The sequence below is a fragment of the Olleya sp. AS48 genome (assembly GCF_038900355.1).
In the GTDB taxonomy this organism is placed as follows: domain Bacteria; phylum Bacteroidota; class Bacteroidia; order Flavobacteriales; family Flavobacteriaceae; genus Olleya.
Map to the genome: position 1 here is coordinate 140,240 of NZ_JBBMRD010000001.1, position 14,006 is coordinate 154,245.

12 protein-coding genes are annotated in these 14,006 nt (G+C 31.7%); all 12 read left to right on the top strand.

The genetic code is table 11. The features are described 5' to 3' along the window. The first annotated feature begins 131 nt into the window (after positions 1-131). Positions 132-1,070, top strand: coding sequence for a cyclase family protein (locus WNY60_RS00650; protein ID WP_342861154.1), 939 nt, complete (start codon positions 132-134; stop codon positions 1,068-1,070). Between the two features lie 25 nt (positions 1,071-1,095). After that, complete coding sequence (locus WNY60_RS00655; RefSeq protein ID WP_342861156.1) at positions 1,096-2,304, top strand: MFS transporter; 1,209 nt, start codon at positions 1,096-1,098, stop codon at positions 2,302-2,304. A gap of 3 nt (positions 2,305-2,307) precedes the next feature. Then, complete coding sequence (locus WNY60_RS00660; protein ID WP_342861158.1) at positions 2,308-3,246, top strand: aldo/keto reductase; 939 nt, start codon at positions 2,308-2,310, stop codon at positions 3,244-3,246. A gap of 59 nt (positions 3,247-3,305) precedes the next feature. Then, the gene (locus tag WNY60_RS00665; protein ID WP_342861159.1) at positions 3,306-4,274 is read left to right on the top strand and encodes a TIGR03571 family LLM class oxidoreductase; all 969 of its coding nucleotides are present in this window, start codon (positions 3,306-3,308) and stop codon (positions 4,272-4,274) included. A gap of 341 nt (positions 4,275-4,615) precedes the next feature. After that, on the top strand, positions 4,616-5,506 hold the full coding sequence (locus WNY60_RS00670) for an ATP-grasp domain-containing protein (RefSeq protein ID WP_342861160.1): 891 nt from the start codon (positions 4,616-4,618) through the stop codon (positions 5,504-5,506). 17 nt (positions 5,507-5,523) lie between these two features. Further along, positions 5,524-5,943 (top strand): hypothetical protein, encoded by a 420-nt coding sequence (locus tag WNY60_RS00675; protein ID WP_342861161.1) that lies wholly within the window; start codon positions 5,524-5,526, stop codon positions 5,941-5,943. Between the two features lie 261 nt (positions 5,944-6,204). Continuing rightward, positions 6,205-7,032, top strand: a complete 828-nt coding sequence (locus tag WNY60_RS00680; protein WP_342861162.1) for a hypothetical protein — start codon at positions 6,205-6,207, stop codon at positions 7,030-7,032. A 182-nt stretch (positions 7,033-7,214) separates the two neighbouring features. Then, positions 7,215-7,631, top strand: coding sequence for a hypothetical protein (locus tag WNY60_RS00685; RefSeq protein ID WP_342861163.1), 417 nt, complete (start codon positions 7,215-7,217; stop codon positions 7,629-7,631). A 199-nt stretch (positions 7,632-7,830) separates the two neighbouring features. Next, positions 7,831-9,486: a serine hydrolase domain-containing protein gene (locus WNY60_RS00690; protein ID WP_342861164.1), complete on the top strand. Its 1,656-nt coding sequence runs from the start codon at positions 7,831-7,833 to the stop codon at positions 9,484-9,486. A 220-nt stretch (positions 9,487-9,706) separates the two neighbouring features. Next, entirely contained in the window at positions 9,707-11,464 is a 1,758-nt protein-coding gene (locus WNY60_RS00695; protein WP_342861165.1) for an FAD/NAD(P)-binding protein, read from the top strand. A gap of 166 nt (positions 11,465-11,630) precedes the next feature. Beyond that, on the top strand, positions 11,631-12,815 hold the full coding sequence (locus WNY60_RS00700; protein WP_342861166.1) for a YHYH protein: 1,185 nt from the start codon (positions 11,631-11,633) through the stop codon (positions 12,813-12,815). 374 nt (positions 12,816-13,189) lie between these two features. Beyond that, a complete protein-coding gene (locus WNY60_RS00705; protein WP_342861167.1) occupies positions 13,190-13,870 on the top strand; it encodes a hypothetical protein in 681 nt (226 codons plus the stop codon). Positions 13,871-14,006 lie beyond the last annotated feature (136 nt).

Here is a 14,006-nt window from a genome sequence, read left to right on the forward strand (position 1 = left end):
CTCTAAAAAAAACAAGTGATGTATGAGCAGTATTAAATGTGACATACATCACTTTAAAATGGTGATGTACATCCTCGCACACCTCTTGCTTTAATCGGAAATTTGTATAAGAAATTTAAAAACATATTAAAATGAAAACAATAGTAAATACATTAAAAACAATTGCCTTAGCAGCTACACTTTTCACTGCTTTAACTACAAACGCACAACAAGTACCAACGTCACCTTATGGTGCAGACGATGAAATTGGTGCACTTAATCTTTTAAATGAAGAAACGGTTTTAGATGCGGTAAAATTGGTGAAGAAAGGAAAAGTATACCGCCTAGGAATGGTGGTAAATGCAGAAACCGCAGCTTTCCGTCACAGATACTTTCATATTGAAACGTTACAACCTGAAACTGCTGCTGCAGGTTCTAATAAATTCACCTACGTAGATGACCAATTAATTGGTTGGACAGGTGTTGGATCTCAAATAAACGGATTGGCACATTACGGTAGAGACAATGTGCATTATAACGGACATAAAGTAGAAGATTTTTTAACCGTTTCTGGTGTTAAAAAATTAGGGCTAGAAAAATTACCTCCAATTGTAACTAGAGGTGTTGTGCTAGATATGCGCTCTTATTACAATCAAGATATTGTAAAAGAAGGCACTGTTTTTACGGTGGAAGACATTAAAAAAGTAGCCAAAAAACAAGGCATTGAAATCCGTAAAGGAGATGTGGTTCTGTTTTACACAGGATGGACCAAATTAATGGGTAAAGATGACAAACGTTACCTAGCTGGTGGACCTGGAATTGGTACTGAAGCTGCACATTATTTAGGTAAAAAAGGAATTGTTGCAGCAGGTGCAGACAACTGGTCTTTTGAAGCAGTACCACACGAAAACAGCGAACTTTCTTTCCCTGTAAATCAAATGATGGCAACCGAATACGGTGTACAAGTTTTGGAAAATATTCTTGTAGATGAGTTGGTTGAGGATAAAGCTTGGGAATTCCTTTTTGTATTAGGTCACCCTTTATATGAAGGCTCTACGCAAGTACAAATAAACCCTGTTGCCATTAAATAACAATAATAAAAAATAATTAGAAATTATGGAAACATCAACAATACATAGAGATACTACGGTAGCAAAAAAGAAGAGTCTACCAGCAGCATTATGGGCATTAACCATAAGTGCATTTGCCATAGGAACAACGGAATTTGTAATTGTAGGTTTATTATCTACTGTTGCAAGTGACCTAGGCACCTCATTAACATCAGCAGGATTATTAGTAAGTCTGTACGCCATTGGTGTTGCCATTGGTGCACCTATTTTAACAGCCTTAACGGGTAAAATTCCAAGAAAACAATTACTAATGGGTATTATGTCACTATTTATAATTGGTAACGGTTTAGCAGCTATTTCACCAAGTTTTGAGTTGTTGCTTTTATCTAGAGTTGTAACAGGTTTTGCTCATGGTGTATTCTTTTCTATCGGGTCTACTATTGCAGCTAGTTTGGTACCAAAAGATAAGAGAGCAACTGCCATTTCTATAATGTTTGCAGGTCTTACTGTGGCTATTGTAACCGGTGTTCCTTTAGGAACATATATAGGTCAGAATTTTGGATGGAGAGCTACTTTTATTGGTGTTGCCCTTTTAGGATTAGTAGGTGCAATAGCTAGTTTAGCTTTGGTTCCTAAAAACATCAAACAATCGGCTCCATTGCGACTTATAGACCAATTAAAAGTGATTAAGAATCCGTCTATTTTATTGGTGTTAGCCATTACCGCATTTGGTTATGGTGGTACGTTTGTCACTTTTACCTACTTAACTCCGCTGTTAGAAGAAGTGACTGGTTTCTCTTCGGATATGACTAGTGTATTTCTTTTAATTTATGGTATTGCCATCGCGATTGGGAATATTATAGGTGGTAAAGTCTCTAACAACAAACCAGGCAAAGCCTTATTGGTCATGTTTGCTTTACAAGCCATCGTATTGTTTGTGTTATACTTCACCGCTTCTAGTCAGATTTTTGCCATCGTAACCCTGTTTTTTATGGGAATATTAGCCTTTTCGAATGTACCTGCATTGCAATTTTACGTGGTGAAAATGGCTGAAAAATACTTACCAGGAACCGAAGATGTAGCATCAGCCTTAAACATTGCAGCTTTTAACGTTGGTATTGCTATTGGCGCTTATGTAGGCGGAATGGTTGTAGAATCGAGCTTAGGTATTGAAGCGACTCCTTGGGTAGGTGGTATTCTAGTAATTGTGGGATTCTTGTTAACCTTAGTTTTATTCAAAAAAGAAAAAATATAAATAATGACTGCATTAAAATTTAGAAATAACGACAAAATGCCAATTTTAGGTTTAGGAACGTTTCGTTCTGAACCAAATGAGGTGTACAAGGCTGTACTTTCGGCTATTAAAATAGGATACAGACATATAGATTGTGCTGCGGCATACGAAAACGAAAAAGAAGTAGGTAATGCCATTGCCGATGCGATAAAACAAGGCTTAGTTACACGTGAAGATTTATGGGTGACTTCCAAATTATGGAATGCTTCTCACGGAGTTGAAAATGTGATTCCTGCACTGAATCAAACTTTAGAAGATTTACAACTAGAGTATCTAGACCTGTATCTTATCCATTGGCCTGTCGCTCTTAAAAAAGGGACGGAAATGCCTGAAAAAGCATCAGATTTTATTCCACTTTCAGAGGTGCCATTAACCAATACTTGGAAAGGGATGGAAGCTGCTTTAGAGCAAGGTTTTACAAAACATATTGGCGTGAGTAATTTCAATGAAAATCAGTTGAAAGAAATAATGGCGAGTGCAGTTCATCAACCAGAAATGAATCAGGTAGAAATGCATCCGTTTTTGCAGCAAGATGCATTACAATCATTCTGCGTAAAAAACGATATGCTGCTAACTGCATACGCACCTTTAGGTTCGCTTGTAGATGAAAATAGCACGCTACGTTTGTTAGAAAATGATACAATAAAAAACATTGCCAAAGCAAGACGTATGTCGCCTGCACAAGTAGCACTGGCGTATACAATACAACGAGGCATTGCGGTAATTCCTAAATCTATTAATGAAGCGAGATTGCTTCAGAATTTAGAGACTTTAAACCATACGCTTACAGAAGAAGATATGACGTTACTGAAGGATTTAGATAAGGGACACCGCTTTATAGATGGTAAATTTTGGGAATTTGAAAACGGACCATACACTGCAGATAGTATCTGGAATAACTAATCTTGAAAATTATCAGGTGTCCTGAGAGATACCTGATGATTTCAAAAATAAATAACACTATGAATCCATTTGATAAATTATACAAACCAGGTAAAATGACACTTGGTATAGAGTTTCCTTTAGATAACGATTGGTCAACAGAAGGAAACCGCAAACGTTTGGAAGACAATAGACCTTTTGGAGTACCCGATATTTCTAACCATTTAGCATTAGCACAACAAATTGATGAAGCAGGTTTTGCTGCTTTATGGATGCGAGATGTTCCTATATATGACCCTAATTTTGGTGATGGAGCTCAATTGTTTGATACGCTTCCATATTTAGGCTATTTATCTGCAGCTACCAAAAACATTTTGTTGGGTACAGCTGCCATAGTATTGCCATTACAACAACCTATAAAATTAGCGAAAGCTGCTGCTACCATAGAAAATTTAAGTAATGGCAGACTTTTGTTAGGCTTGGGTTTAGGAGACAGACCAGTGGAGTTCCCAATGTATAATATTAACTATAGCAAAAGACCTGAAATCTTTAGACAAAATCTTGATATCATCAAAGAAGCTTGGAAAACGAATAGCAATTTAAAATCTAAATACGATTTTTTAACCAGTGGTATAGAAGTCTATCCTAAACCGAAAAATGACATTCCACTAGTCGTAGCTGGTCATTCCGGACAAAGTATTAATTGGATCGCAAAAAACGCACAAGCTTGGTTTAATTACCCAAGACCTATTGCCGAAACTTTAAAGAACAGAAAATACTGGTGTAATGCTTTATATGATGAAGACCAAGCAGCAAAACCTTATATCTCTGCTATACATTTAAACTTAGATCCAAATGATAATGCTGCTTTTAAACCACAGCGTTTTGGTGGTACGGTAGGCATCAACCATCTTACCGAATACTTAAAGTCCTATGAAAATGTAGGAGTCAACCATATGGCAATAAACCTTAGAAAGTCTGAAACTCCCGTAAGTGAGGCTATTGCTAAAATTGAAGCAATTGTTTTACCAGAGTTTGATACTATCTAGTATTTCCACTATTCTTTAAATGATTCATAAAAAAGATTAAATAATAATAAAAATTTCTGCATTAAAAACGAGTGGCTACACCGTATATAATTTATTGCTGGCTTCTTCACTTCTTGCGAAAGTCCTCGCGGACTTTCCTGATCAGTAATTATTTGCTAACTTAGTTGCTTAAACACGCAACAAACCCTATACAACAAAGCTTATAATTAATGGCTAGTTCTAGCCTAATTACGAAAATCCTTGCGGATTTTCTATTTGGTTTTTATTTGCTAAATTAGATGCTTAACCACGCATCAAACCATATACAACAACGTTGTAGTGCATTGGAGAAAAACTTAATAATGAGAATAATATATTGCGATAGTGTATTGGATAATAAAATAATCGAACCTGATTATGAAGAAGAAAAAAAATCTGCGGTTAATTGTGGATTTAACTTTTCATTAATCAGCTTTGAAGAATTGACGGATGGAAATATCGTAACAGCTTTAAGGTTTATAAAAGAACCTGAAAATAAAGAATTGGGAATTTATCGAGGCTGGATGCTTACACCAAATCAATACCGAAATTTATATGACGGACTTTTAAAAAAGAACATTGAGTTGATAAACTCTCCTGCTGAATATCAGCATTGTCATTATTTACCCGATTCATACGAAAAAATAAAGTCTAAAACTCCAAAATCAAATTGGACTACGGAATTGAATACTGATACTATAATAGAATTGGTAAGCAACTTTGGAGAGAGTCCAATAATAGTAAAAGACTTCGTGAAATCTGAGAAACATAATTGGGATGAGGCTTGCTTTATTCCAAATGCATCTGATTCTGAAAAAGTAAAATCTGTAGTGGATAAGTTCCTTGAATTAAGAGATAATTCATTAAACGAAGGACTAGTATTTCGACAATTTGAAGAACTTGAATTTCTGACCGAACACTCGAAAAGTGGAATGCCTTTAACTAAAGAGTTTCGAATCTTTTTTGCGAATAAGAGAATAGTAAAAGTATTTAATTATTGGGATGAAGGAGAATATGGAGAAGTAAAACCTGAACTTGACGATTTTATAGAAATAGCACAAAATATTGATAGTAAATTATTTACTATGGATGTTGCTAAAAAGAAAAATGGAGACTGGATTATTATGGAACTCGGAGATGGACAAGTCGCTGGATTACCTGATAATGCAGATAGAAATGAATTTTATAATAACCTAAAAGAAAACGCACTATAACAATTTGTATAATGCATATGCACCCTACGGGATGCATACGCACCATACAAGAGACGTTGCCAATAATTATGAAAAACATACTTTCAATCATATTAATCTTTCATTTTGGAGTTTATAATTTCAATTATTCAGACGTTATAATTGGAACTTGGAGAGTCAAAAAAACTGTTAATTTAAGGACTCTAAAAGAAGATAAAGAAATAACGCGATGTAATTTTAAACAGATAAAAACAGAAAACGGAACAGGTTATCCTGACAGAACATTCAAAGTTAATGGAGATTATATTGATTATTATACAGCTGACTATAAAGAATATGGCGAGTGGGAAATAGCAGATAACAATTTAGTACTAAATCATATTTTGGAGAAAAAAAATACTGATTCTAATAAAGAATTATTGAACGTATTGAAATCGAATAACTTAATATTTAAATAGGAAAATGGGTTCTATTATTTACAACCGACTGAAATAAAAATTAAATCTATAAACAAAAACCGAATTCAACTTGGAACTGATAGTGTTTACACAATTTATAAAAGAGTAAAATAACTATTGGCAACAACGTACATAATTAATTGCTATTTCCAGCCTACTTACGAATATTCCTACGGATTTTCTATTTCTGATTTATTTGCTAAATTAGAGCCTTAAACCACGAAAAAAGCCACACACAATCAAGTGATACAACATTAAAAAATGAAAACGAAAAACATATTTTTATTGACATTAGCATTAATTAGTTCAACTTTTATTATTCATGCTCAAAGTGCGGAAGATAGTTTAAAAATAAGGAAAACCATTCAGGCAAAATACAGCACAAATAGATTTTCAGAAATGCCACGAGATTCTGCATTTAAAGACGATCATCTTGTAAAGTATGAAATGTATGATGACAATGAAAAGATAATTGAATACGGTCAATACGATGGCAAAGGGAATATTTATAGGGTTTTCAAAATTCAAAAAGACGAAAGTGAAAAACAAATAAAAAAAACAATTTGTGATGTAAAAGGAAACTTGAAACAATATTATATTATTTCAATTGACGATAACGGAAATGAAATAGAATTAAAAAATTATAACAGCAAAGATAAATTATTTTACATCCAAAAAAACGAATATGATAAAAACGGAAATGTAATATCAAAAATTGGAGGCGTCCCTAAATCGGATAAAGTTTCTACAACTGAATTTGAATATAATTCTAATAATGAAATGATACAAAAAATACATTACGATTCATATGGAAGCAACGAAACTCAAACATACATTTATGATTCAAATGGAAATGAAGTGATTTCCGAATTGTTTAAAGCTAATGGTGATTATACAAAATTTATTTCTACTTATGATAAGCAAAACAATATCTTAACACAACATTGGTACGATAAAGATGGAAAACAAAAACAGTGGAATAATTGGGAATACCATTATGACAAGCAAGGACATTGGATAACTAAAAAAAGCTACACAAATGGAGAGTTAGGTTTGGTATGGGAAAGAAAAATCGAATATCAAAAATAACGATGTACAAAACCGTATATAATGTATTGCTGGTTCTGGCCTAACTACAAAAATCCTTGTGGATGTTTTATCTGTGATTTATTGGTTAACTTTACACCTCTTGCAAAGTTGAAGACCAATATTATGATTTAAGTCAAGAATGTAAAGCATTACTAACTTATGAAATAGGCGGAATTTTTCAATTGAAAAACATAGAAACTAATGAAATTATTTCATTTTCTGTTAACTCAAAAACTGTAGATTATATTGCTGATGGTCCTAATGAATCATCATTTATATTTGGCTCTTCTTCAGACGATTTTATAGAAGTTGGAAGAATTTCATTTATTGATAATTCAAATTGCTATAAAGGAGAGATTATTGTAAAAAGTGTTAGAGATAATGGTTTTGAATTTACAGCTTATTTTTATGATTGTTTTGGAGATGATTTTTATTATTTCCAAAATGAATTTATTGACACTACTAGTGTAGAAGGTGTTGATTATTCAAATGTATATATTCTTAGAAATTATCCTAAAACGCTTTACTATTCAAAAGAAAAAGGAATTTTAAAAATTCTTGACGTCGATGAAAACACATTGTTTGGACTGATTAAATAAAAACGTATGGTAACACCAATATATAATCTACTATCAGTTTAATCCTATCAACAACAAAAGGAACGGATTTTTTTTCGTAATTATTTGCTAAATAACTAACTCAAAATATGCAACCTAACTAAACAATTACATCTGTTGTAATAAAAGAGAGACTGTAACATTTTGATAAAACATCTATCTTTAAAAGAAACAATCACAAATGAATCAACGTAAATATTTAGTAATTTTAATAGTTTTTTGCATAATTCCAAAAATAGGTTGCGCTCAAAATTTAGAAACCAAAATTGATAAATTATATAAAGTAGAAGCAAATGAACCTGGATTTTCGATTGCAGTCTTTAAAAAGGACCAAATTTTGTTTCAAAAACAATATGGAACAACAAATTTAGATTACAATATTCCTATTTCCAGCAAAACGGTTTTTGATATAGCTTCTATTTCTAAGCAATTTACAGCAGCAGCTATTTTATTACTTGAGGAAGAAGGTAAATTAAATATAAAAGAGCCAGCGTATAAGTATATAGATAAACTTCCGCGTTATAAAAAGGGAAATCCTACCATAGAACAATTACTAAACCAAACTAGTGGAATTAAAGAAGTTGATCCTTATTTTGGTGTTATTGATTTGTGGTTTAACGACTATATTGATCAGCAGCAAATCATTAACATTATTACTAAAGTTAGTGACCTTCGTTTTAAACCTGGAGAGTATTTTTATTATTCCAATGCCAATTATATACTACTAGCATCTATTATAGAAAAAGCTTCTGGCGAAACGTATAGTAATTATCTACAAAAAAACATTTTCAATCCACTTAATATGGATAATACATCTATTAAGGACAATATTTATAAGTCCATAAAAAATAGAGCAATTGGGTATATAGAAGACGATGGTCAGTATTATAAAACACATTTTCATGCTGTAAAATTTGTTGGAGATGGACAGATTTTAACAAACCCTGATGATATGCACAAATGGCACCTTAATTTAAGAAATGCTACAATTGGTTCGCCAGAATTATGGAAAAAAATGCACACAAAAGCCACATTAAATAATGGTAAAAAAATAAATTTTGGTTTAGGTGTAGAGTTTGAAACCTATAATGGACATGAAGCTGTTGGATTTGATGGAATGAGTGCTGGTGGCTTTGTCTCTAAATATCTTTATTTTCCAACCTTAGAAATCGCCTTTTTTACTACTCAAAATAAATTTGAAGACGAGTTTAGAGATACTTTTTTTGATTTTGTAGACTTATATGTAACTCCAAATCTTAAAAACGAAACTTTAGACGAAACATATAATTTTATAACACTTTCAAATAAACAATTAAAGCAATATGAAGGACACTATTTATATTACTATAATGATGACGATAAGAAAGCAAATTCAATTCAAGTAAAAAACGATAAACTTATAGCATATACATTAGATGGAGATAAAATTGCAGAGCTAAAACCTATTGGTAATAATGAATTTATATTTTTAATGGGTAACAGTAAAGCGCTTGTTAAGTTTAATTTAGAAAAGAGAAATACCTATTTTACTTATAATGAATTTAATAATGACAAGCCTTGGGTATTTAACCAATTTAAGCCTTATGCGCATTCTGAAAAAGAATTAAGTCAATTTGAAGGAGAATACTACAATACAGACTTTCAAATAGCAAAAAAAATTAGTTTAGATAATGGGTCGTTATATTTATATTATAAAAATGGAGCATACAAAACAGAATTGACATCAATTTCTAAAAACCTATTAGAAATATCTATTAGTCCAATAGCATTTGAAAGAAATGAAAAAAACGAAATTACTAGTTTTACATTAATGGGAATCCAATTTGAAAAGCTATAAAGACTGTGGCTGACACCATTTATAATTTTTGTAACTATAGACTAGCTACTAATACTTTTAAGTGTTTGTTAGTTGTATAATCACAATTTAGGTTAATATTTCAATTTTAAAAATGAGTCTGAAGGAGTATCTTATAATTAAGTAGCAATTGTATTTTGAATAAAATTATTCTTTAAGTATCTTACAATTCATTAGTGCCTTTTCAATTTTAAAATTATAAATGAGTACACCAAAAACTACAACAATTGCTATCATTGGATGTGGACCAAGAGGTCTTTCAGCATTAGAAAATATAATGATTGCATTATCAAATACTAATTTAAAAACACTTCCAAAAATTGTAATTTTTGAGAAATCCGCTCAACTAGGTTGTGGTTCTATTTATAATTTAGATCAACCAGATACTAACTGGTTAAATATTTCGGAACGCGCTTTAACTATCGCTAAAAGACCTGTAATACAAATTGAAAACACTAAAATTGAAGGCTTTATGTCTTACCATGATTGGACAGGTAAAAGCCAAGATGCTATTTATAGTAATAAACATGAAGTGTTTCCTAAACGTTCTGAGGTTGGTAAGTATTTAAAAGCGCGCTACACTAGTATTGCTCAAACGTTACAAAAACTTGATGTACTGACCGTTTTTAATTCTGAAGTTACAGAAGTAAAAAACAACAATCAATCCTTTACAATTACTGTTGATAATGGTAACAATTATAATGCAGATGAGGTAGTACTGACTATTGGACATCAGGAAACCAAAACATCCAAACAATTAAAAGATTGGATAAATTATGCTCAAAATAATAACACAGTTAATTTGTTTTTAAAAGCGTATCCTATAAAACACTTACTATCTATAGATTATAAAAACATAGCTCATACAGTTGGACTTAGAGGTTTTGGACTAGCAACCATAGATGTTATTAGGGCTATAACTAAAGCAAATGGTGGTTATTTTGAAGTTATTGATGCCAACACACATAAAATGAATTATCATCCAGGAAAAAGCACTTTAAAACTTATACCTTTTTCATTGGATGGTTTACCTATGGCTTGTAAACCTTTAAACTCTAAAATTGATGCGTTATTTACACCAAGTGATGCTAAAATTTTAAGTTTTAAGTCAGAATTATTACAAATTAAAGAGGATGTAAATTACAATAATGGCAACACCTTTTTAATTAAAGCTATGGCGACTATAGTTGCCAATCAATACTTAAAATTAGGAAATCACGCTTACCAACATAATTTTTCTGTTACAGCATTAAAAACAATAACAGAAGCCTATCTAAAAGACGAAAATTTTAAACACGAGCTATTACTATCTCAAGATAATGCACCAGAAGTTATTATTCAAGCTTATGTAGATATGGCTACTGCAAAACAGCCAATAAGTTTAGATTATTGCTTAGGTCAAGTTTGGCGTCATTGCCAGCCAACATTATACGCAATGATGTCTCACTCAGCTTTACAAGAGGATGTAATAAACAAAGTTATCGCGCTTGATGAGCGTATAAAACGGTACGCTTTTGGACCACCTATTGAAAGTTTACAACAGATATTAGCTTTAACTTATCAAGGTACATTAGATTTAAATTTTGTCAACAATCCAGAAATTAATTTAACAGATAATGGTTGGCAGTTACAAAAACATAACCAAGAAATTACAGTAGACACCATGATTAACGCTGTTTTAGACAGTCCAAAAATCGAAAAAGTAATTTCGCCAATTGTAACCAATTTATTAAATGATAATTTAATACAAGCCATACACAGTAAACTTGGTGTAGACACAAAACAAAATGGATTAGTAGTCTCTAAAAATAAAAAACAAACACTTAATCTAGCAGTTTTAGGTAGGCTAGCAAAAGGAAGCGTTGTTGGTGTTGATGCTATTTTAGAATGCTTTGGACCCAGAATTAAAGATTGGGCAGACGGTTTAGTAAAAAGATTAAATACAGACCATCCAGCTTAAAATATTTGATTGACGCCTTTATAAAGTTAAACTTGACAATAACCAAAGGGATATTTATTAGCTTTTTACAGTGAGATTTTGAATAGATAGTATATTTTACGCTAATTTATTAATTACCTTAAACGAATAACTATAAAAAATATAAAACAACCTAAATAATAAATAAATGAAACAGACTTTATCATTTCTACTGGTTTTAGTATACTTAATTTCTTGTAAATCAAATCAAGAAAAAAAAGAGCAACAAGAACCTAATGGACAAAGACCGTCTTCGGCAGAATTAATATCAGAATTAGACAGTAATAACGATGGTAAACTGTCCGAGAGTGAGGTTAATGGACCAATTGCCAATGATTTTAAAATTATAGATAGTAATAATGATGGCTTTTTGACTTTAGACGAACTTAATAAAGCAGAAAAAAATCAAGAGGGTAGACCACCACGACAATCAAATGAAAACAAGGATTTATCAAACCAGATTGATATTTCTGTGAAGGTAATGCCTGTAAATACAGATTACTTTATTTCAGAAAATATTATTGACGGAATCCAACAACAAATGATCAAATTAAATGGAGTTGAAACCTTGTGCTACGTTATTAAAACAAATTCGCAAGCAACAGAACATAAAATGGGTCCTTGGTGTCCAACACATATCGAGGATGGCATGGAAAAAGCAGGAATCTGGTTTAAAGATGATAAAGTATATGATGTTTCAGGTCATTTTATAGCCAAACTTGATGAGTTTTATAGTGACGATAAATGGCAGCTGTACAGAGAAGATGGAACAATAAGGGTTACAGACACAGAAGAAGGTTGTTTGGCTGCTGCTAAACCAGAAGTTGAGGAAGCCTACCATAATTATTGTGTGGAATGTTTACCAGAATATTTTAAAGATCAAGTAACCACTTTTATACTTCCTGTAAAACCTGTATATCTAAAAACCACTCAAAGTTTTGGAAGAGGCGGAATTGGAGTTGCTTTTAACGGAGTTAAATATGATCCACCAGCACCAACGCACGCAATATTGGCTGCTCATACAATTGCACCTTTAGACGATCATGGAGGACACGTAAATCCACATGGAGGATACCATTATCACGCAGTAACAGGTTCGACAAAAGAAATCGCTCAAACCAATGCACATGCGCCAATTATTGGTTATGCGATTGATGGATTTGGAATTTATGGATTGTTAGACAAAAATGGAAATAAACCTACCAATTTAGACGAATGTGGTGGACACTTTGATGATGAAAGAGGATACCATTATCACGCTGGCGAACCTGGAGGAAATCAAATTATAAAATGTTTACACGGACTACCAGGCTATACAGAAGTACAAGAGTAGAAAAATACGATTACATTAAGGTATAAAAATAATACAGGTCTAATCTTTAATAAAAGAAGCTGTTCCAGAAACAGTGGAAATTACTAACTATAAAGTGCCTGCTTTTACCCTTATTCCAAAAGTGAAACCACAGCAGTAAATCATGATAATTGCTTATGCTAAACACATAAGGTTTTATTCTTATCAAGCAACAGTAGACCACTTTGCAGACCAGTTAAAAGATTTAATAGTAGGTAAGGGGACAGTCGTTTCCGTTAAACAAGCCTTTACCTAAAGACTTAATTAAGCGAATGGTAATTTTTAGAATAGAAGAACTTTTAAGTAAATAAATAATCCACAATAGTGCATACTAAAAGCAAGAGAAATAGAGGTCTATGAGAATAATAATTTTACTTTTATTGGTTATTTTGACTTTACAATCCTGTAATAACAATGAAGCTAAATTAAGGGATGAAAACTTAAAATTAAATGATGAAATATCTATTTTAAAGTCAAAAATTGATTCTTTAGGAAATTTACCAACGATACAATTCGAGAAATTAATTTCAGAAGATTTTTCGTTAGACTCTTTAAGGAAGAAAAACTTTTCAGAGTATGTATCTTATTTAAAAAACAACGAATTAAAAACAAAAGATTCAATTTTAATAGAAAAATACTTAACGTTTGCTAAACAGAATAAAGAGTCCTTTTATTCAATGTACGCAATAGATAGAATTAGAGGGATAGATTATCAAAAACAACAATTAAACATCAGTCAAATAGTTGGAAAATGGCAATGGGAAACTATGACAAATCTCTTACAACCCTTTAAAGGAAGTAAGGATGAACAGTTACTATTTCATAAAGATAAAACACTAAAAATTTTCAATAATGGTAAATTAGTTTCAAATGGTAAATTTGAGCTTATCAGCCAAGGTTGGGGAAATTATTATATTGAATTTGAATGTAATAAACTGTATTCAATACAAGTCAAACAAAATGGACTATTAACTTTAACAAAGGGTAAAGGATTTTGTATTGACTGCGGAACAGATGTGTATAGGAAAGTTGAATAAAAAATTCATGACCTACTTCGTGTAAAATTATTTTTTTAGTTTAAGAGTACTTATTTAAATCTTCACAAATATTCTATCTGTAATTTATTTGTTAGTTTTAGTGTATAAATATGCTATTAAATCACCCACAAATTAG

Excerpts from the sequence above, each read along its gene's own strand:
- WNY60_RS00700 (WP_342861166.1), top strand. The coding sequence starts at position 11,631 with ATGAAACAGACTTTATCATTTCTACTGGTTTTAGTATACTTAATTTCT.
- WNY60_RS00690 (WP_342861164.1), top strand. The coding sequence starts at position 7,831 with ATGAATCAACGTAAATATTTAGTAATTTTAATAGTTTTTTGCATAATT.
- WNY60_RS00670 (WP_342861160.1), top strand. The coding sequence starts at position 4,616 with ATGAGAATAATATATTGCGATAGTGTATTGGATAATAAAATAATCGAA.
- WNY60_RS00680 (WP_342861162.1), top strand. The coding sequence starts at position 6,205 with ATGAAAACGAAAAACATATTTTTATTGACATTAGCATTAATTAGTTCA.
- WNY60_RS00695 (WP_342861165.1), top strand. The coding sequence starts at position 9,707 with ATGAGTACACCAAAAACTACAACAATTGCTATCATTGGATGTGGACCA.
- WNY60_RS00660 (WP_342861158.1), top strand. The coding sequence starts at position 2,308 with ATGACTGCATTAAAATTTAGAAATAACGACAAAATGCCAATTTTAGGT.
- WNY60_RS00665 (WP_342861159.1), top strand. The coding sequence starts at position 3,306 with ATGAATCCATTTGATAAATTATACAAACCAGGTAAAATGACACTTGGT.
- WNY60_RS00675 (WP_342861161.1), top strand. The coding sequence starts at position 5,524 with ATGCACCCTACGGGATGCATACGCACCATACAAGAGACGTTGCCAATA.
- WNY60_RS00705 (WP_342861167.1), top strand. The coding sequence starts at position 13,190 with ATGAGAATAATAATTTTACTTTTATTGGTTATTTTGACTTTACAATCC.
- WNY60_RS00655 (WP_342861156.1), top strand. The coding sequence starts at position 1,096 with ATGGAAACATCAACAATACATAGAGATACTACGGTAGCAAAAAAGAAG.
- WNY60_RS00650 (WP_342861154.1), top strand. The coding sequence starts at position 132 with ATGAAAACAATAGTAAATACATTAAAAACAATTGCCTTAGCAGCTACA.